Origin of the sequence: Streptococcus sinensis (assembly GCF_000767835.1) — a bacterium.
GTDB classification, from domain to species: Bacteria; Bacillota; Bacilli; order Lactobacillales; family Streptococcaceae; genus Streptococcus; species Streptococcus sinensis.
Window position 1 is genome coordinate 1 of record NZ_JPEN01000074.1, and the last position, 21,708, is coordinate 21,708.

Annotated in this window: 14 protein-coding genes; all 14 read right to left on the reverse strand. The window is 43.7% G+C overall.

The annotated features are described in order from the left end of the window. A partial coding sequence (locus SSIN_RS10295) for a SpGH101 family endo-alpha-N-acetylgalactosaminidase (protein ID WP_156956301.1) occupies window positions 1–7,738 on the reverse strand: 7,738 nt, incomplete at its 3' end. Window positions 7,739–8,447: 709 nt separating this feature from the next. Beyond that, window positions 8,448–9,362 (reverse strand): TDT family transporter, encoded by a 915-nt coding sequence (locus SSIN_RS06505; RefSeq protein WP_037617088.1) that lies wholly within the window; start codon window positions 9,360–9,362, stop codon window positions 8,448–8,450. 48 nt (window positions 9,363–9,410) lie between these two features. Next, entirely contained in the window at window positions 9,411–10,268 is an 858-nt protein-coding gene (locus SSIN_RS06510) for a GNAT family N-acetyltransferase (RefSeq protein WP_037617090.1), read from the reverse strand. Window positions 10,269–10,319: 51 nt separating this feature from the next. Continuing rightward, window positions 10,320–12,185, reverse strand: coding sequence for an ABC-F family ATP-binding cassette domain-containing protein (locus SSIN_RS06515; RefSeq protein ID WP_037617092.1), 1,866 nt, complete (start codon window positions 12,183–12,185; stop codon window positions 10,320–10,322). Beyond that, the gene (locus tag SSIN_RS06520; RefSeq protein WP_037617094.1) at window positions 12,182–13,387 is read right to left on the reverse strand and encodes a CCA tRNA nucleotidyltransferase; all 1,206 of its coding nucleotides are present in this window, start codon (window positions 13,385–13,387) and stop codon (window positions 12,182–12,184) included. Before SSIN_RS06520 ends, SSIN_RS06515 begins: the two co-directional genes overlap by 4 nt. Further along, window positions 13,384–14,151, reverse strand: a complete 768-nt coding sequence (dapB, locus tag SSIN_RS06525) for a 4-hydroxy-tetrahydrodipicolinate reductase (RefSeq protein WP_037617097.1) — start codon at window positions 14,149–14,151, stop codon at window positions 13,384–13,386. The genes SSIN_RS06520 and dapB overlap by 4 nt, the downstream gene beginning before the upstream one ends. Window positions 14,152–14,197: 46 nt before the next feature. Further along, window positions 14,198–15,046: a DegV family protein gene (locus SSIN_RS06530; protein ID WP_037617099.1), complete on the reverse strand. Its 849-nt coding sequence runs from the start codon at window positions 15,044–15,046 to the stop codon at window positions 14,198–14,200. 2 nt (window positions 15,047–15,048) lie between these two features. Next, on the reverse strand, window positions 15,049–15,423 hold the full coding sequence (locus SSIN_RS06535; protein ID WP_037617102.1) for a DUF1149 family protein: 375 nt from the start codon (window positions 15,421–15,423) through the stop codon (window positions 15,049–15,051). 139 nt (window positions 15,424–15,562) lie between these two features. Beyond that, window positions 15,563–17,524: a PTS fructose transporter subunit IIABC gene (locus tag SSIN_RS06540; RefSeq protein WP_037617104.1), complete on the reverse strand. Its 1,962-nt coding sequence runs from the start codon at window positions 17,522–17,524 to the stop codon at window positions 15,563–15,565. Then, window positions 17,521–18,432 (reverse strand): 1-phosphofructokinase, encoded by a 912-nt coding sequence (gene pfkB, locus SSIN_RS06545; protein ID WP_037617106.1) that lies wholly within the window; start codon window positions 18,430–18,432, stop codon window positions 17,521–17,523. Before pfkB ends, SSIN_RS06540 begins: the two co-directional genes overlap by 4 nt. Beyond that, window positions 18,429–19,172, reverse strand: a complete 744-nt coding sequence (locus SSIN_RS06550; RefSeq protein WP_037617108.1) for a DeoR/GlpR family DNA-binding transcription regulator — start codon at window positions 19,170–19,172, stop codon at window positions 18,429–18,431. The genes pfkB and SSIN_RS06550 overlap by 4 nt, the downstream gene beginning before the upstream one ends. Window positions 19,173–19,322: 150 nt before the next feature. Further along, entirely contained in the window at window positions 19,323–20,294 is a 972-nt protein-coding gene (locus SSIN_RS06555) for a CPBP family intramembrane glutamic endopeptidase (protein ID WP_037617110.1), read from the reverse strand. 19 nt (window positions 20,295–20,313) lie between these two features. Next, complete coding sequence (locus tag SSIN_RS06560; RefSeq protein WP_037617112.1) at window positions 20,314–20,937, reverse strand: TIGR01906 family membrane protein; 624 nt, start codon at window positions 20,935–20,937, stop codon at window positions 20,314–20,316. Then, on the reverse strand, window positions 20,930–21,700 hold the full coding sequence (locus SSIN_RS06565) for a TIGR01457 family HAD-type hydrolase (protein WP_037617114.1): 771 nt from the start codon (window positions 21,698–21,700) through the stop codon (window positions 20,930–20,932). The genes SSIN_RS06560 and SSIN_RS06565 overlap by 8 nt, the downstream gene beginning before the upstream one ends. Between the last annotated feature and the right edge of the window lie 8 nt (window positions 21,701–21,708).

Below are 21,708 nucleotides of genomic sequence, written 5' to 3' on the forward strand. Positions count from 1 at the left end.
CAACCAGCGTTGTCTTCTCGCCAGCCTTGCCTTCTTGGACAACTTTTCGTGTCCCCTTAGGCAGTTGAGCACTTTCACGTTCAACAGTATTAAACGGTAGAGTTTCTGTCACAATATCCAAGCGTGGCTGTTCAACTACTGGAATCTTAACACCTTCGTCTGGAGTCGTCTTGTGAACTGGCGGTGTAGCTGGTGTATCTTCTAAGCTATTGAGATAAGTTGTAAATTCTGCCAAGCGAGTCGGAGTTAACAAGTGGTTATTTATTACGTAAGCAGCCACCTGCAAGAACTCTTCTACTGCTTCACGATTAGCCTGACTTGTCAACGTCTTAGCACGCGCAAGAGCCTTATCATAAGCACTTGTGTCCAGAGCAGCCTCGCTTGTTGTTGGTAGATTAAAGACTAGTTCCGCTGCTGATTGGTATTCATTTTCGCTATCGCCATAAGTCTGAGTACCTGTCAAGACAATCTTCTTAGCCTTGATAACCCGACCAAAGTCAATAGTTTTAGTTGCTGCATTATTTGGCCAATTATTGGCTGAGAAGCGGTGTTCTTGGCCTGCTTCGTCCGTTACCACCAAGGTTACATTTCTAAGATTACCATTGGAGCCTGAAGAGCGTGGTACATAAGTCAAGCCTGTCAGATCAGTTGGTTCTCTCAAGATCATGGTAGCTGGTTTATTAGCACCACCACCTGACCACGGTGTATGCCATAGGCTAGAGCGGTTACCATCAAAGGCTTTAGCCAACTCTTCTCCTGGCTGTGCAGGAGCTTCCAGAGATTCAAAGTCTGCTGCTTTGAGGGAAGTCTTCTTCTCTACCAAGGCAGCCTTGAGGTGATCCACTGCAGCGATTGCCTGTCTAGCAGCATCAACTGAGATGTCATCATCCTGCTGAGTCAGATTATAAACCGCATCTTTCAGCGCATTCATGGACTCCGCAGTGTAATTCGTTCTGGCAACTAGTGGCAGATAGTTATTCACTGCTTCGTCAATCAGCATCTTACCTGTCAGCTCGACTTCTTCAATTTGCAGACGATCCATTACAAAGTCATTGTAGCCACGGAAGTTTGCATCTCCGCCTGCATCGCCATTTGTATTGCCACCTCTAGCAGTAGAATAGATACCAATCCAGGTATTGCCATCTGGTGCTCCCGTAACGAGGAAGGTCGCTCTTTTAGCTTTTTGAGAACCTTTCCAAGTGTTTGGAAGTTCGTGCACTTGTGCATTACCCAAATCACTGGTCCATTGGTTTCCTGCCTGCTTCCAAGTCACTTCACCATTACCGCTTACAAAGGCATATGTGCCATCAGAACCAGCTTCATAATCAAAGGTTACTCGATAAGTCTTGCCTGCTTCAAAGCGGAAGTTTTGTGGGATGGTTTGGTAAACCATGCGTTGACGGCTAACCAGACCATTAGTCTTGAGTGACCAGTCGCCCTCGATAACATCATCAATCTTCTTACCATTCCAGCCACGTTGTGTATATGGTGCATTCTTTTCTGATAAGTGAGTCCGATTGTCCTCGACACCTTCGACACCACCAATAACAAATGGGAAGATTCCTTGACCGACATTTTCAAAGTTTTGTTTGAAGACACCTTTTTGGTTATCATGACCGCCGGCATACATTGTAGAATTATTCTCAAAGACTCGAATTTCATCAAAGTAAGTTGCTTTTTCACCTGCTTCACGGCTCAGGGTCAGGGTCACATTGGACACGTCATCACCAGTCGTGAAGTAAACATACATATTTTGGAAATAGCTAGTGTTATCCACTGTCGCATTGCTGCGGTTGGTATTGTGAGCATAGGCCTTTACATAGTTTTGAGCAATAGACTTATGAGTGTAGTTGGTGATTGTCTTGCCACCTGATTGGACCGTAATACTTGCCTTAGCATCACTTCTATTATCCACTCCGACATAAGCAGCATACTTGGTATTTGGCTTGAGACCCGTTAATTTCTGAGTCAGAGTCACAGTACTTGTATTGTTTTGAATACGGAGCATATCATTGGCACCCTGTGACTTGACAATCTCAGCCTTAGATTTGTCGCCTGTAATTGTCCAATGATCCAGCTTGCCACTGTTAAAGCCTTGGTCATAGATATGCATTCCTTCGCTCCAAGACATTTCCTTGTTGACCTGCCTTGTACGATAGAGAACGTATGGCTGGTTAGCCAGCAAATCTAGTGTCAGTTGATTATTGGTCACTGTCAGCTCTTGCTCTTCAACCTTACCTTGGTCGGTCAGCTTATAGAGGTAAACCTTATCATTCCAATCACTCGGCAGGGTCCAAGTTGTCTGACCTGCTTTTGTATTGTAATAATACATCTTTTCTTGAGCTTTTTCTAGCTTATTACCGTTGGCATCCCAATTCCATGGCACCAGATAAGCTGAGCCATCTTGAATTACACGCCCGTTAAGAGTGACTGTTCTCTCACGGTAGCCTGGATTTGCCACATCGTTTGATTTACGGCGAATAGTAACTTGATTGTTGTCCTTGTCTGTCAGACCGATTTCCATTTCTGGTGTCCACTTGTAGCTGCCGCCATTATCATTCATGGTAACCGGATTACCATTCTTCCATGTTGTGACAGTGAAGTGTTGGAAATACTTGGTCATGACATCATGAGCAAAGAGATTGGTCACGTAGCCATTGTAGTCACTCCGTCCTTGCCAGCCCTCAAAGTCCTTCATGCTGTAACCGCCAAGCAGCGGATAGTTGGCTGCGCCGCCATAGGACGGATAGTCACCAATCCAAGAATCTTTTTGGTGATTGCGGATAAAGCGGACGATGCTGCTGTTAATCCCCTTGTTAGTATAGCCACCATAAGTCAAGTCAGCTGCCCAGTGCTGGAAGGTAGAGTCATACTCACCACCATGTCCCCACTCAATGGTGAAGCGCCAGCCTTGTTGGTTGATTTCTTTAGCCAAGACGTGAGTTGCCCAAGCACCATTATCGCCTGACTGACCATTACCCCAGACATCGACATAGATAAAGTCTAATCCTTCGCCAAGTTTTTCTTTCAAATCTTGCCAGCGTTTGAGACGGCCATGAGCGAGGTCATAGGCAGCATCAATATTGATACCTTGATCCAGCCAGTTCCAGCCATAGCTATAGCTACCGTCAGGATTCTTGCGTAGAATTTCTTCTTTGAAGTATTTAGATTCTGGATAGGTTTCTGATGCGTTGACGTGGATACCGATGTGAGCACCGTATTCCTTAGCCCTAGCAATCAAGGTCTTGAAATCTTCAACTCCACCGATTCGTTTACCGATATCTGCATAGTTCAAGTGGCCAGAGTCATGCCCTTCATTTCCATAGCCTTTCAAGAGGACACCTTGCCCCAGTCCATCGGTATGAAGATTGATTTTCTTAATACCATCCAGAGTCATCAGGAATGGATTTTGTGCTTGAGAGCCAAAGTTCATGGCAATCCGATAGGCGGTGATGTCTTTGACCTTTTCCCAGCCTTGCGGGTTGTTCATGATTTGACGATAAGCTACAGCCGCATCCTGCCAATCCACTTGGTTGTCCTTGTTAGCATCTTCGGTTACGACCACCTTAGCACTTGGCAATTCCAAAGTATAATCTGGATAAACAATTCCTTTATGTTCTCTTTGCCATTGCCATGGTGAGCTCTTAATCGCAACATAGTTGGCCTTACCTACTGTTTGCTTGTAGGCAGTCAAGCGTGTAAAGTCATTCGAACCGCCGCCAAAGCTGTTTTGAGAGTTACTCCATACACCAGCCGCCAGCTTGTCTGTTGAGACAAATCCGTACATGTAGCCCTTGCGCAAATCCGACATCGGATTGGTCACATTGATATGGTCATCTCCGCTGACATGGGTATTGTTGGACATGGTCGCCCCATCAAACTTAGCACCAGTTTGCTCACTAGAGACGGATACCAAAGCGTTGTCCGCAAAGTTGATAGAAGAAATCAATTTTCTAACATCATCGATTGGTTTACCAGCTTCGACTTGGTTGTGGTTGACGATTCTTGTCACATCAAAGTGCAGTTGGTTGTCCACTACTTTCAAGCGAACGGTCATTTCTGCATCAATCAAATGCTCTGGATCCTTCAAGACCAAATCATACTCAGCTGTCTGCTCATCAACCTTGCGATAAGTCACTTTCGGCTTGAGAGCATGTGAGTTGATGGTGACTTGATCCAGCTGTTTGACTTGACCTGTCAGTGTGTGCTTGTTGACTGTGTAGCTCTTGACACGCGGGAAGGCCTTATCAATCAGCACTTCCATCGTTGCTGAGTGAATCTTATCATAAGTGACTTTAGAGTCATCTACAGCAGGACCTGTTTCCTTTTCTCCTGTCGGCTGAGTTGGAGTCATGCCTTCTTGGTTATCTGTCTTTATCAAAACAGAAGTCAGTTCAGTGCCCTGATAAGTACCAGCCTTGACCAAAATCTTGCGCTCATTCTTGAGATTCTCCTTAACTGCAGCTGGCAAAGTCACTGTATTAAAGAGTTGCTCGCCATTATTGGTCGCATTGAGCTGGCCATCTGCCTTCAGGGTTACTACTAAGTTATTGGTTGAACCTTTTTTCGGTGCTGGTACACGAGTCTGACGATACCAAGCGCTGTTACCATTGCCTGGCGTTTTATATTCCCAGAACCAGCCTTCTTTATCATAGCCGACAAAGACATTGTTTGACGTATCTTTAAATTTCATAAAGACACCAAAGCGGCCATGGTTTGTTTCAGAATTTTCTACAAAAGTTAAGTTGACACTGGCATTTCCTTCTTGATCCACCTGCAAGCCTTCTTTCTGGAAGAGGGCTGGATTTTGATTGTTATCATGAGTAGATTTTGAAGAGAGCTGGTTATAACGGACACCGTTCTTCTCAACTGTAGTGACTGTTCCATGCTGCTCTGTTGTTCCTACAGGAGTCCACTCAGCTGTCTTCTTAGCTGCAAATCTTGCCACTAAGTCAGGATCTGGAACCGTCGGTGTCGGTGCAATATAAGGTGTGACTGCTTCTGGAGCCGAACCTGCAGCCGGAAGTCTCGTTCCCACTACAGAAACAGCTAGATTATGAATACTTTCGATGCTGCCTGATTTCAGCTTAGTAATCTTTTGACCAGCCGAATCATCATCTGCGTAGAACAAGAGTGTCTTGCTGTCCGCCTGAGTGACAAAGGTAGCTTCTTTACCGTTTTCTAGTTCAAATACCGGTACTTCATTGACAATCACTTCGTGATCAAAACGCAGGGCAACGAGTCCTTCTTCTGTGTTTTTCGCGCTGACTACCTTAGCCTCTGTCGGATAAACACTGTTTTTCAGCAAGAAATCCCAGTTAAACTTCTTGAAGGACAGAGTATAGTCATTTTTATTCCCTTCCGCTCCTTCATAAAGCAAGCCAAACTCTTGATCATTGATTTGTTGCAGAGAGTTGTAGGCAAATTTTCCTTTATTGATTTCCCGATGAGCGATCCAAGTCAGATTGCCAGCTTTATCTACCCTAGCAACTCGAACATGACCATTATTTCTGTCAGGTCCGCTGGCATTCGCCAAAATCACATATTCTTGTCCATCTTTGACTGTGCTAATCGCTGACATTTGTACATAGACATCAGGTACATCTTTGTAGCGTTTTACTTCAGGAAGCCAAGTAAGACCACCATCTTCACTGGTTGCAACTTGCAGGTCTCGCGTCAAACCACGCATGAACATTTTCAGCTGACCGTTTGCTAATTGTACAACGGTTGCTTCCGTATTTTGAGCAGATGGATGATTCATGGTGCTGGATTGAATCTCTGCATTATTCACTCTGCGACCATCGTTGACTGCTACCCCAGAATGCCAAGTTTGTCCATTATCGTCTGAATAGATAACACGAGAAGACTGAGAACCATGTAAATGGGAAGATTCGTTAGTCGAATAAGTCGGAATAACCAAGCGTCCTTTGTGCGGGCCTGTATGGAGGCGAATACCTGTACCAGGCCCAACTCCATAGAACTTCATCCAGTTTTCCTTGACCATAGGAGTAATATCACGTGGAGCTGACCAAGTCAGTCCATCATCCTTACTCACTGATGTCCATAGATAGCTAGTCCGAGCGACACGGAAAGGCGAATCTTTCTTCGTCATGAAATAGATATTATCAATCAAGCGATCACCATCATAAAGGTCACCTTTATCTCGATAGTCCTTTTCCTGTGGATTAACCACTACACGATAGGTTGTCGCTGCACCATTTGCATCATAGACTGTTCCATTTTCGCGAATAGTGTATTTTTTGCCATTTTCGTGATAAAGAATCTGATAAACCTTGCCATCGATCGTTGTATAGGCTTCTTCGTTTTTAGCAGGCAGGTCAAAAACAGCCCGCCCTTCTGTAAACATATCATAGATGGCGTGAATGGTTCCGTCTTTATCCTGAACCATAGCCACATCAATGGTTACAGGAGAGCCCTGATTCGGATCCGTTGCTTTGGGATTATTGCGCAAATTAACAATCGTCTTTTCTGCTCCCCAAGTCTGACCGCCATCTGTACTACGACGAATAACCGTTCCGATATCCCCCCAGTCTGACGCATGCAGGCGACGCTGATCCGCGGCTGCAATCAAGGTGCCTTTCTGAGTCTTTAACAAGGCTGGGATTCGATAACTTTTAATTCCTTGACTATTGGCCTGACCGCCAGCTCCACTCTCAAATACATCTGTCTTTTCACTCAGGGAGGCACCAGGAGCTAGCTGTCCTTCAAGTTCTTTCCGCTTGAAAATCTGGCTACGCTGAGCTACTTCCTCTGGTGAAAGAGCACGGTCATAGACAGTTAGATTTCGAACGGCAAAAGTCCCTGGCCAATGGCTTTGCTTACCACGTACTGTAGCGCCCAACTGCATATTGGTCAAGTCTGGCATGTCACTCAAGAATTTCCCTGACTGATAGCTGGTTCTTGATAGGACACCATTGACATAGAGACGCACGCGACCCTCTGGCGAATCTGGATTCAGTCTTTCTACTGTATAGGTGATGGAGTTCCATTGACCCGCAGTGATTTTCAAAGGAGCATTGTTATAATTTTCATAGAATTGCTGCCCATTGCGATCACGACCTTCGACAACTGCTGTTCCATTATTGACCGCAAGAGTAAAGTATTCGTTGACATGAGAGGAGCTAGAAGCAGAGAATACACTATAAAACTTTGGCGAATTTGCATCCGGCTTAAACTCCAAATGAACCGTTGCATTCTTTAATTTTTTTACTTTATCAAGCTCGCTGGATAGATCCTCTTTGGCGTGATCTGTTTTGTTAATCGTGATGTCTTCTTTTTCCAAGACAGGTTTGACATTCTTTAAAGAACGGGAATAATAGTCTCTTTCAACCGTTTCTTCTGTCTCAGCAACCGTATCAGAAGAAGTATCTGAGGAGGCACCTGTATCTGTAGATGGCGATGCAGGCGCAGGTGTAGCTGCATTTTCTGTAGAGACTGGCTTAGTAGTAGCTTCTGCTTCAGGAGCCTTATCCTCTTTTTCTACTTTCTCATTTACCTCTGAAGATGTTGCCTCTCCCGTAACTTCAGTAGCAGGAGGTGCCACACTTGGTTGAGATACCGCAACTACTCCTGCTGGGCTAGTTGGTGTCTCTGCTAGACCGTCAGCAGATACTTGATTGGCCCCAAACAAGACCGCTCCAATCATAACAGAGCAAACACCTAACGTTAGCTTGCGAATTCCAAACTTATATCTTTTATCAAATAAATCTCTATTCATTTGACAACCACCGATAGTAAGCGTTTACAATTTATCCTAAATTTTTCAGGATACTGTAAAACCCTTCCATCCCTTTCTTTTTATGTTAATATGTTGATTTTAATATATCAAATATTTTAAGAACTGTCAAATTATTTTACAGCAGAAAATTAGATTCTGCTTAGAATAAAGATAGAAAAATATTCGTTTGAAGTGGAACCACACCATGTCACCTCACTTCAAACGAATGTTCAATCATTGCTCAAAAATCACTAGCCAAGACTCACTTCGCCTGTACCATAATCAAGCACATTAGCAGATTGCATATTGGCCAAAGAGAGATAGGACACCAAATAAAAACGACTGCATCTACAGCCGTCGAGTTTATTTCAAAATATATTTTTTGTGCTCTTCTACTACACAGCTTCTATCCAAGCAACGGTTCAGTTCTAAGCTTCTACCTTGCTATTTTTTCATAGTTCTTTAAAAAATAGCTGGCGCTTCCGCTTCAGGGCACGAGATCCAAACTCTTTTCCTATCAATAGATGAGATGGCTGGACAAGATTCAAAGTTCATGACCGCAGAAACAGCCATTATCCTTTCCTTTTTTACACAATTTATCACCCAAAATCCTACTGTTCACAATGGCTATCACATAAGGCAATTTGAGAAACTCCCATTTTTCCCTTATTACAAATCTTACTATTAAAGCATAAAATCGTAGAAATCTTTACTTTCCAAAAATATCCTTTAGATATAAGAATGCAACATAAAGGACAACAAGCAGAGCTATCAGAATTTCAAAAACAAGCAGAATCTGCCCAGCTAAACCTAATTCTAATACGTTTAAAGATTGCTTCAAAGCCACAGCCGAAATGACCAAAGGGAAGGTAAAGGCAGAAAAACCTGCTGAAAAAGGACGATTGAGCAAACGAGGAAGTTGCCACAAAATAAAGGCATAAAAGCATTGACCTGAAATCAAGAGCAAACTCAACAAGACAAGATTTGGCTGAGGAAAAGTAGCCACATAAGCCGCTGTCATCAAGGAAATAGGCGCACAAATCGTTGTTGTATTCGGGCGAACATTCTCTGCTAAGCCGATTTTATAAGTCTTATAAAGGACGATTGGCAAGACCGAGATAGTCGCTAAAAGTCCATACCAAAAGACCAGTTGCCCCAAAGCCAACTGTTGAGGAACTGCAATTGTCAGAGGAGCGACACCGATCCCGACAAATAAGACCGTCCAAGCCGGAAAGACGTTCTCCCACTTGAAAGGGAAGACAAAGGTCAGGATATAATAGACCATCAAGAAAACCAGCCCGCTAAAGCTGAGCCACCACAGCGCTTGCGCACTAATTCGGGCAAAATTCCCCAAAAAAGTCCAGCTCGCTAGATAAGTCGAAGCCACCATTCCCTGCATGAAAAAGGTAGGGAAAACTGAAGCCACTAGCGCTTGACCTAGTTGCTCTTTGACTTGCTTGCTGTGCGTCAGCATTCCCATCATTAGATGGAGGAAAAATAAGAATGCCAGACTTGCCAAAAGATAACGCAAGAACTGACTGACATCACCGACTAAATTTCCCAAAGCCAATAAGCCCAGCACCAAGCCAGCCTGAACCAAGAAAGGCTCTTTTCTCTTTATCATAAACAGATCTCCTGACCTCCATGTCGCTCTTCTCTGAAGGTTAATTTTTTATTTTCTCTTTAAATAAACCGTTTCCGATTTTCGTTTAAAGCCCAATCTTTCATACAGCCTCAGGGCACCTGTATTCTGGGCTTCTACGACGATTTGACAGACTTGTCCATTTCGGCTAGCAAGGTCATTCAGGATAGACCTGACTAGGTGACTCCCTAAGCCCTGTCCCTGAAAGGTCTGTTCCACAGCTAAGGCAAACAGATAATTGCTACCAAAACTTGTATCAACTGAGCAAGACGCCACGATTTGACCATCTTTTTTCAGGACATAGAGCAGGCTATCTGGACTCTCCAGCACTTGACTGGCATAGTGAAGCGCAGTCTCCATCGGCATTTCAAAAATCTGCGATTGAAACGCTGCAATCTCCGCAACCATCTCTTTCTTGCCCAGTAAAACTTCCACGCCTTCTTTTTCTTCTTCCGGGAAAGTCCCCGCCGCCTGCTCCAGCCAAATTTCCGTTTCTTTCAAATCATAGTCAAATTTCTCAGCAAAGGTCGGATGGTCTGCTAAAAACTTGACTTCACTGATGTATTCGATTTGGGATAAATCGTATTTCTCTGCAATTTTAGAAAATTCCTGCAAAAGAGCACTCGCTATGCCTCGTCTGCGATAGTCGGGCAATACATAGACAGATACCTCTGCTTGACCCGGCTCATCCGCATAAACTGATAAAAAACCAACCGTTTGATGATCTAAATTTGCCAGAAAAAAGGCTGGCATTTCTGCATCAAAATTATAGGCGTTATCCAGATAAGGGAGACGGTAGGTCCCATCTGTGGCCTGACAGCTTTGAACCAGCTCAAAAAGCTGATCCTTGATTTTCTGGCTAGGCTTGCTATAAATCTGTATTTCCATCATTCTCCCTCACAAACTTTTATCAACGAACACATGTACTATGTAACTGTCCTACTCCAACTCACTCAGATACTCATAGCGCTCATACTTTTCAAGAAGCTGCTCATTCTTGTCATCCAGCTCCTTCTGAAGTTCCGATAGCTTGGTAAAGTCCGATCCGTTCTGCTCCATTTCCGTCTCAATGGCGGCGATACGTGCCTCTAGCCCCTCGATATCCGCCTCGATGGTCTCCCACTCTTGCTTTTCAAAGTAGCTCATCCGCTTCTTCTGCTCCCGCGCCTTGACCGGCTTTTCCTTTTCTTTCTTTTGGGAAATAGCTACGCTGAACTGTCTAAAAGCCTTCTCATCCAGATAGTCCGTGTAGTTTCCAAAAAACTCTCTGACCTGACCATCCTCAAAAGCTAAAATCTTGCTAGCTACCTTATCAAGGAAATACCGATCGTGGCTAACTGTAATTACCGGCCCTGCAAAGCCCTGCAAGAAATTTTCTAAGACCGTCAAGGTTGCGATATCCAAATCATTGGTCGGCTCGTCCAAAAGCAGGACATTGGGCTTTTCTAGTAAAAGCTTTAGCAGGTAAAGCCGCTTCTTTTCTCCACCAGACAACTTCTCAATCAAAGTACCGTGACTTGAGCGAGGAAAGAGAAACTGCTCCAAGAGCTCAGCAATGGAGGTTGTGCCACTCCCTGTCTTAACTTCTTCCGCTACTTCTTGCAAGTAATTGATGACCCGCTTGGACTCATCCAGCCCTTCAATCTGCTGAGAAAAGTAGGCCACTCGGACTGTCTCGCCGATTATAACCTGACCAGATTGAGGCTGCAACTGACCAGCAATTAGATTGAGCAGAGTAGACTTGCCCACTCCATTATCTCCGACGATGCCCAGTCGATCTTTGTTTTGCAGCAAGAGATTGAAATGCGACAAAATCTGTTTGTCTCCGTATGCAAAATCCACATCTCTAAACTCAATGACCTTTTTTCCAATACGACTGGTTTCAAAGTTCATCTCTAAGTCCGTCTGATTGGTCTGACCAGACAAATCACTTTTGAGGTCATGGAAACGATTGATACGTGCCTGCTGCTTGGTCGCTCGCGCCTGAGGCTGACGGCGCATCCAAGACAGCTCCTGCTTGTATAGCTGCTGTTTCTTGTGTAGCAGGGCAGCATCGCGCTCATCCTGCTCAGCCTTTAGTCGGACATAGTCCTGATAATTGCCCTGATACTCAATCAAGCTCCCGCCGTCTAATTCAAAAATCCGCGTGGAAATATTGTCCAAAAAATAGCGGTCGTGGGTGATAAAGAGGACGGTCTTCTTTGAGTTTTTCAGGAAATTTGTCAGCCACTCAATCGTATCAATGTCCAGATGGTTGGTCGGCTCATCTAGCAGCAGCAAGTCTGCTTCGGAAAGCAAAACCTGCGCCAACTGGACCCGCCGACGTAAACCACCTGAAAGCTGGCTGATTTTTGCTGCCAAATCTGAGATACCGAGCTTGGATAGGACTGTTTTTACCTGACTCTCAATTTCCCAAGCATGCAGCGAATCCATTTCTGCCATGACCTTGTCCAGACGAGCTTGCTTAGCTTCATCATAAGCAGCCATGAGCAGTTCGTATTCTCGAATGAGCTGCATTTCTCGCAAATCACTAGACAAAACAGTATCCAAGACTGTCTTTTCTTCATCGAAGTCCGGTTCCTGAGTCAAATAAGAGATTTTATAGTCAGATTTTGCTGAAAAAGGATAGACATCACCATCAAAGCCTGATTTACCAGATAAGACATCCAGAAGGGTGGTTTTTCCTGTTCCATTGACTCCAATCAATCCAATCCGATCTAAGTCGTGAATGATAAACGAAATCTCTTGAAAGACTGTCTTATCCCCTACAGACTTGCTCAGCTTTTCAACGATAAAGTCACTCATCCAACTTGCTCCTTAATAAAGTTCATTATCTCTTCCTTGCTATTTGCCAATTCTCCGTCGACAATGGCCAATTCAATTTTAGTCAGGATTTGTCCCAATTCTGGTCCGGGTTTAAAGCCATAATCTCGAATCAAATGACTGCCTGTCACCACAATCTCATGTTTATCATGAATGGTCAGAGCAGCATGTGTCGCCTCAATAGCCTCAAACTCAACTGGCAAGCCTGCCGCCTGTCTCAAACTTTCAGCTTGCAGAATCAAATCCAAATCATATTGATAGCAATCACGCTTAGAAAGGCTCCGTTCCTGCCGAATCTCATAAACAGCCACTAGCTGATTTACTCGCTTTTGAAATTCATTGGAGGTTTTCCAATGTTTCAAGAACTTGCGAACATCTTTCACCCTCAAAGCCAATAAAAGTGCAGCCCAAGCCTGCTCAGAACTAGAAAATCGAAACTCTTCTTCTAGACTGTCTAGTAGTTCCTGCAAAGCCTCTGCTGAATCTTTCATATCAGGAAGAAAGTCGTAGGCAGCAGCTTTGATCAGACTCTCCAAACCTTTCCGCCAGAAAGGAGACATCAGCAGCTTGTCAAACTCGATAAAAATCCGCTCTACCGAAATCTTCTCTAAAAGCGGCGCGCAATCAGCCATTGCTTGAAAAGTCAACTCTTCCAAATCAAAGTCTAGACCAGCCTGAAAACGAAAGCCTCGCATGATGCGAAGAGCATCTTCATTGAAACGCTCTGCAGCCACTCCGACTGCCCGTAGAGTGCGATTTTTCATATCTGCCAAACCATTAAAGAGGTCTACAATCTCCCCATTCTGATCTAAAGCAAGAGCATTGATAGTGAAGTCCCTGCGCTTCAAGTCCTCTTCCAAAGAGCGCACAAAAGAGACCTGACTAGGCCTGCGGTAGTCCACATAGACATCCTCAGTCCGAAAGGTCGTTATTTCGTATTCTCCCTGGCCTTCCAAGACCAGAACCGTTCCATGCTCAATACCAACATCAACTGTCCGATGAAAGATTGTTTTGATTTCCTCAGGATAGGCCGAACTGGCAATATCCACATCGTGAATCGGTCGATTCAAGAGGGCGTCTCGTACAGAACCACCGACAAAATAAGCCTCAAAACCAGCCTCTTTAATCTTCTCTAATACTGGCAAAGCCTCCTGAAACTCAGAAGGCATCTTCTCTAATCTCATAGTAAATGTTCCAATCCATAGACCAATTCCGAGCGCTTCACTACCTCTTTGATACCCAGATTTACCCCAGTCATAAAGGAAATCCGATCATAGGAGTCATGCCGCAAAGTCAGCCCTTCTCCTTGACTACCAAAGATAACTTCCTGATGAGCGACCAAGCCCGGCAAACGCACTGAGTGAATCCGCATACCGTCAAACATTGCCCCGCGGGCACCAGCCAAGGATTCTTCCTCATCAGCTGCTCCCTGCTGCTTGCTCGTCCGAACGTGACTGATCAATTCAGCTGTCTTAATAGCCGTACCGCTCGGTGCATCTTTCTTATTGTCATGATGCAGTTCGATAATCTCTACATCTGGGAAATACTTGGCTGCTTGGGCTGCAAACTGCATGAGCAAAACTGCTCCCAGAGCAAAATTCGGTGCAATCAAACCTCCAAGCCCCTTTTGACGAGATAGCTCTGTCAGCTCTTCAATCTGATCATGCGTGAAACCAGTCGTCCCGACTACTGGTGCAAAGCTATTTTCAAGAGCAAAGCGGGTATTTTCATAAGCAACTTTTGGAGTCGTAAAGTCAATCCAGACATCTGCTTGGAGACCTGTCAGTTCCTCTTTGGCATTAAAAACCGGAACTCCCGCTACTTCTTTTTCAGCTGTAAAAGGATCCAGCAGACCGACCAAGGTCAACTCAGGGTCTTCCGTTACCATCTTATAGGCTGCTTGACCCATTTTCCCTTTAAAACCAGCAATAATGACTTTTATACTCATCTAGAACCTCTACTCTCTATTTCTGGACTAGCTGCCCTGAAAAACTCTACACAAGCGGCATGTAAGCCAAAGCGACACTTCCTTCGCCCAAGTGAGTTCCAATCACACTGCCAAAGGTAGCAAGAGAAATATCATCTGCCACACCAGCCTCTATCAGCTGCTGGCGCAAGCTTTCCGCCTTCTCTTCAGCATTTCCATGAATCACGATAACTTGATAGGAACCCGTTCCAGTTCTTTCCTCAACTACCTCAAGCAACCTCTTGGTCGCCTTCTTTTCCGTCCGAATCTTTTCAAAGACTTCGATGACACCCGCATCGTTAAAATACAGAATAGGCTTGATACTCAAGAGATTACCCAAAATAGCTGCACCATTGGACAAGCGACCGCCCTTAACCAGATGATTCAGATCGTCAACCATGATAAAAGCGCTGGTCCCATCGATTTGTCGCTGAATCTTAGTCAAAATCTCTTGAAAATCCTGCCCTTCCGCGGCCCAAGTCAAAGCATTTTCAACCATGATCCCCAGCGGAGCACTGGTGATTTTTGAATCAGGAAAGGCGATTGCCAATCCATCAAATTCGTCCTTGAGGTACTGGATGTTTTGATAAAATCCGGAAATCCCACTGGATAAAAAGAGACCCAGCACATGAGTATAGTCCTTACTGGCAAGGCTAGTCAAAGTTTCCTCCAGCTCTGCAATACTAGGCTGGCTAGTCTTTGGCAATTCATCTGCGGCAGCCATTTTCTCATAGAACTCACTGGCTTTCAGATTTTTTCCTTCTACATAAGTTTCACCAGCAATCACCACTGGAATATCTAAGACAAACAGATTTTCATTTCCCAGAAGATTCTCTGATAAAAAAGCAGAAGAATCCGTTATAACCGCTAATTTCATTATTAGAACTCCAAATTAATACCTGGCAAATCCAAAGCAATTTCCGTCACTTCATAGGTCAGACGATTGAGCATAGTCAAACAAGGACGAGCCAATTCCTCCACTTCATTTTGATCAAATTCGCTAGGTTCTTGGACCAAACGTCCCTGAATATGGTTGGCCTGTGAAATCGTTCCGCTGATGACAAAGTTATCAAATACAATCATGAAAGTCAAAATGACAATCAAAGAGGTTGTTTGAGTTTCCTCATTCCGCTCAATTAGCTGAAAATTCACATCAACCTTTGTTTCCGGTGTTCCATTTTCTTTTTCCCATTCAAAGTTGCGCGCATCAAAATGATATTGGCTGACAAATTCTTGTTCACGTTGTAAATTCATTACTATTCTCCTAAAAATATACGATAGTACATTATATCATAATTCTATGGGACTTTCTACCTATACTTCTCAGCAGAGGGTATGAATCATGCAAAAAATAGAATCTCGGTTGAGATTCTATTTTCATTCAGTCTAAAGATTATTTTTCCAATGGCTTGCGCAGGAATCCAAAGATAATACCGCTGACTACTGCACCAATCAAGACATACACAAGGTAAAGGATTGGGTTGTTGGTCAAACCGATTACGAAGATTCCTCCGTGAGGAGCCATAAGTTTGATGCCAGATAGACCGACAAGCGCACCTGTAAGAGCTGATCCTACAATAAAGCTTGGAATAGCGCGGGCTGGGTCAGCAGCTCCAAAAGGAATCGCACCTTCTGTGATGAAGGAAAGTCCCATGACAATGTTGGTCAAACCTGAATCACATTCTTCGGCAGTAAATTTATCTTTGAAAAGCAGAGTTGCTACGAATACTGCAAGCGGTGGAACCATTCCTGCTGCCATAACCGCTGCCATCACAGGTGAACCACCAGTTGAAACAGTGCTTGCCAGTGTACTTGTACCAAATACATAGGCTGCTTTGTTAACTGGCCCCCCCATATCAACTGCCATCATACCGCCGACCAAGAGACCTAGAAGAACAGCAGAACTTCCGCTCAGACTTGCAAGGAAATCATTGAGAGCTGTGTTGATAGCTGACATTGGAATATTGACTGCCAGCATCAGGAATCCAGTCACTAATACACCAAGAAGTGGCAAGAGCAAGATTGAGCGAATACCTTCAAGTGAGCGAGGCAGACCAGCAAGAAGCTTGCGAAGGACTAAAATCACACCACCAGCCAGGAAACCGCCAACTAAAGCTCCGAGGAAACCAGATGACACACCTGCTAAAGAGAGTGTCTTCTCACCACCCGCAGCATAGGCCACACCGCCAAATGATGCACCGCTGCTAGCAATCGCTCCAGCTACGAAACCGGAAACCAGACCTGGCTTTTCAGCGATTGAATAAGCGATGTAACCAGCTAAGACTGGCAACATGAAACCAAAGGCTGCTGCACCAATTGCTTTAAACTGAGCCGCAATTTCATGATAGCTTCCTAGGTTGGACAGTTGGTCTTGTGGCACACCCAAAATTTGATCCAACAAGAAGGCGATGGCAATCATGATACCGCCCCCGATAACGAATGGCAGCATTTGTGATACCCCACTCATCAAATGCTTGTAAAAGGCTCCGCCTAGGCTCAGTTTTTCATTGCTGCTTGCTGCTACAGCCCCACCATTGGCAGCCTTGTATACTTCAGCATTCTCTGACAGAGCCAGATTGATGAGTTCTTCTGTCTTGCGAATCCCATCTGCAACTGGACGATTGATTAAAGGCTTGCCGTCAAAACGATCCATTTCAACAGCCTTGTCTGCTGCGATGATAACTGCTTTAGCTTTCTTGATGTCTTCTGCTGTCAATTTGTTGCCGACACCGCTGGCACCGTTGGTTTCAACCTTAATGCCAACGCCCATTTCAGCAGCAACTTTCTGCAAAGCTTCTTGAGCCATATAAGTATGGGCAATCCCTGTTGTACAAGCTGTAACCGCTACAAGGAAGTCCCCTCCCTCAGTTGCAGGAGCAACAGTTGCTGGTTCAGTTGCCTTTTCAGACGCTTGGTCAAAAAGAGCAATAACTTCATCTGGCGAAGATACCTTACGCAATTTTTCAGCAAAACCATCTTTCATCAGGTATTGGGACAACTCAGCCAAGGCAGCCAAGTGAGTATCGTTAGCACCTTCTGGAGCAGCAATCATAAAGAAGAGATCCGTCGGCTGGCCATCCAAACTTTCATAATCTACACCTTTATTTGACTTTGCAAAGAGGACCGTTGCTTCTTTTACTGCAGCATTTTTGCTGTGAGGCATAGCAATTCCATCGCCCAAACCAGTTGAAGTCAGAGCTTCACGCGCAAGAATTCCTTCCTTGAAAGTTTCAAGATCTGTCACATAACCATGTTTGACAAGACTTTGAATCATCTCTTCGATAACTGCTGTCTTTTCAGTTGCCTGCAAATCCAGCAACATGACATCTTTTCTCAGTAAATCCTGAATTTTCATCTTTTTTCTACCTCTACTTTTTCATAAGTTTCTTTGATATAATCAGCTGTTGCTAAATCATCTGAGAAGGTGGTGGCTGTTCCGCAGGCTACACCCCATTTGAAGGCCTCTACTGCATCGCCTGAACGGACGAATTCTCCAGTAAAGCCTGCCACCATGGAATCTCCAGCCCCGACAGAATTTTTCACATTTCCCTTGATGGGCTTAGCAAAGTAAGCACCATCCTGAGTCACCAGCAGGGCACCGTCACCCGCCATAGAAATAATGACATATTGGGCACCCTTGTCTAAGATTTGACGGGCGTAGCTTTCAATCTGATCCAAGTTTTCCAGCTTAACGCCGAAAATATCGCCGAGTTCGTGATTGTTTGGTTTAACCAAAAGTGGCTCAAATTCTAAGGAATCCAGCAAGGTTTGTCCTTCAAAGTCACAGACTACTTGAGCGCCAGTTTTTCGGGTCAAACCAATCAGTTCCTTGTAAACAACATTTCCTAGATTCTTAGGACTGCTACCGGCAAAGACTACCGTATCAGCTGGAGACAATGAAGAAAGGATTTCCTTGAGCTCAGCTAGCTTTTCAGTGGAAATTTCTGGACCGGGTCCATTAATCTCTGTTTCAGCATCCGCCTTAATTTTGACATTAATACGCGTATCCTGATCCACTTCGACAAAATTGCTGGCAATCCCTTCGCTGACCAAGTTGTCTGTGATGAATTTCCCAGTAAAGCCGCCAATAAAGCCCGTTGCTGTATTTTCAATTCCTAGTCGTTTGAGAACACGACTGACATTGATGCCCTTACCGCCGGCAAACTTATCATCACTGTCCATCCGGTTGACACTGCCTAAATTGACCTTGTCCAAGCGGACGATATAGTCAATGGAAGGATTTAGTGTGACTGTATAAATCATGCTTCTATTACCTCCGTTTTTTCTTTAATCTTTTGAATCACTTCAGATTCAATTTGATTCGTAATAAGCCTTGCGCGCGAAATCGGAGCGACTTTTACAAAAGATGTCTTCCCCAGCTTTGAAGCATCAGCCAAAACATAGGTTTTCTTAGCATTTTCCAAAATAGCCCGCTTAACCGCTCCTTCTTCCATATCCGGAGTCGTGTAAAAGGAACTATCAATGCCATTCATCCCTATAAAAGCCTTATCAAAATTTAATTGACCAATCTGATTCAAGGCAACACCGCCAATACTGGCATCTGTTGAGCGTTTCACGACACCGCCAATAATAACAGTGGGAATATTCCGTTCAACTAACTTAGTAGCATGGTGGATAGAGTTGGTTACCACTGTAACGCTTGGATCATGTAATTCATTGACTAAAAGCTCATTGGTCGTGCCGGCATCAATAAAAATCACATCGTATTCCTGAATCAAATCTGCTGCTATTTGAGCAATCTTGGTCTTTTCTTGAATGTTTTTGATAGATTTTTCTTGATTGCTTTCTTCTTCTTGCAAGAAGTGAAGACTCTCCGCACCACCGTGAACACGTCTTAACTTACGCTCACCTTCAAGCTCATCCAAATCTCTTCTAACAGTTGATTCTGAAGTGTTTAAAGCTTGCACCAGATACTCTAAAGAAACAAATTTTTCTTTAGTCACAGTTTCTAGTATGACCTGCTTTCTCTCTGACTTCAGCATAGAACACCTCCTCTGCAATCGATTACACTTATATTATACATGATTTAAAATCAAAGTCAAGCATTTTCTTTCATTTTCTTTCAAAATATAATTCATTTATCTAAAAATACAAAAAAGAAGCCTGCTCAGACTTCTTTTCTATTTGATTCATTATCTAGAGTTGATATAAATGATGAGGATTGGTAAAACGGCAGAGAGAATACATAAACTTGAAAATACCCAGAACCAGACCGACTTAAAGGCCTGCCTATATGTCCCTGGTTGAGGTCTATTTTCATCGATATAAGCTTTAATCTTTGGCCAATTCAGAATAAGCACAATCAATACTACCGTAGACCCTGTAGCCATCAATAAATAATTGACGATATTAACAATGCTTTCTGGAATATAGTTGGTCAGGAAATCAAGCCCTTCTGCTATTACCAAGTTATTGAAGATATGGAAGAAAATCGCCCAGAAAATAGAATATTCAAAAGCGATATATCCGAAACCCAGACCAATAATGGTGGCAAAATAAAGCTGATATAGATTTTCGTGAAAGAGACCAAAAAGAAGTGCTGTCATGATAATGGCAAATACCTTCCCATCCTTTTCCAAAACTCGCAAGCCTGCTCCTCGGAAAATAATTTCCTCCGTAATCGGCGCCATTATCGTTGAATAGATAAACATGGTGACGCTTCGAGAACTAAAATCCTGTGATATAATCTCAGAAAGATCCAAACCAAAGAGTGATAAAACACTCTCCATGAATTGAGTCGTCAAGGCGCTACATAATTGAGCAAAAAATAGAAAACAAATCATGAAAAAGAAGACTTTGGCAGTCATTTTCTTATTTTTCTTGCGCAAATCTTGAGTAAACAACTGCTTGCCTCGGAAAATTGTAAAAACTAAAATACCTAGGCAAGAGGCAATAATATATGCTCCACCATCCGACTCCATAAATTTCGTTACAATTTCCTCTGTCTTGGCTAAATCAAAATCCTGTTGCGGGAGGACCAAAAAAATTGAGAGGAAAGTATATATAAAAATAACCACAAGCATCACGATAGAGTAAGTAAAACAGGCTGCTGAAAATCGCCCTAAATCTTTTTTAGGATTTAAAGGTTCAGGTGAAAAAAACATAAAATCTCCTCTGTTATTATTAGAGCCTGTTCTTTCTGCTCAGGAAAAACAATGTCGAAAAGATTCCCTCATAAAGCAAAGCAAAAAGAATAAAGGCGTGCATGAAAAATTCTTCTGGCAAAATCCAGATAACTGGATCCTTGGCTGGATCAAATAGCCATGTATTGTCTCCCACAAAAAGCACTTGATGAAAGAGTGTGAAAAAATTGTTAAAGCCAATCAGAAAGGTCAGTCCAGCAAAGACAAGTGGCAAGATATTAATCACTAGAAAAGCACGTCTGTAGAGACCTAAAAATCCCTTTTTGACCACTTTTTTGATAAAGAAAATCAAAGCAGGCAGAGTAACTAGAAAAATAGCTTGCGCCAAGTGAAAAAGATACTTGACTGCCTGAAAATGATGCAGCCCTGCTGCTGACGAACGAAAATCCGGCATCGCCAACTTCTGACTAAAAGGATTGGTCAGGTAATTCATCAAAATATTAAAATTATACTGGATGGTCTCAGCTTTCAAATACACCTTATCCGGCAAGGCAAAATAAGAAATCTCCAATGGATAAACCAGCCAAGCCAGATAAATAGTTAGCAAGATTGCTGCTGCCAACAAGCACAAAGCGCTTGCTGAAAATCTCAACTTATCACGCATCAAAGTCCCACTCCGCTAGACTGGACAAGACATGCGTCGGTTGGATAGGCAGATTGGGCACCTCTTCTGGCAGGGTAAAGCCTGTCGTAACCAAGAGGGTCGGAATGCCGTTGTCGATTCCCGCTCGAATATCTGTCAAATAGTTATCACCCACCATGACCACTTCTTCACGCGCCAGTCCTAAATGCTCTATGGCTTTTTCCATGATGATGGCATTTGGCTTGCCGATAAAGGTCGGCTCAACCCGAGTGGCTGCTTCCAAGAGTGCGTTGATAGCACCCGCTCCCGGCTGCAAACCTCGCTCAGTCGGAATATTTAGATCAGGATTGGTCCCGATAAAGTGAGCACCCTTTTGAATGGCCAGAGTCGCTATTGTCAGCTTCTCATAGTCCACTTCCCAGTCCAGACCCACCACCACATAGTCAGGATTTTCTGTATCCTCTATATATCCAGCTTCTTCAATGGCATGTTTAAGTCCGACATCTCCGATAACGTAGGCTTTCTTGCCCAGATTTTTCTCCTCCATATAGTCAATGGTAGCTAAGGTTGCTGTGTAAATAGTCTCAATCGGTGTTTCAATATTGAAATTTTCAGCCAGCATAATCTGTACAGCTTCTGGCGTGCGAGTAGTATTATTGGTCACGAAAAGATAGGGAATATTACGCTTCTGCAACTCATGCACAAAAGCTTCACCAGCTGGAATCCGACTCTTGCCCTTATAAATCGTCCCGTCTAAATCAATCAAATATCCTCTATAAGTCATTTCTACTC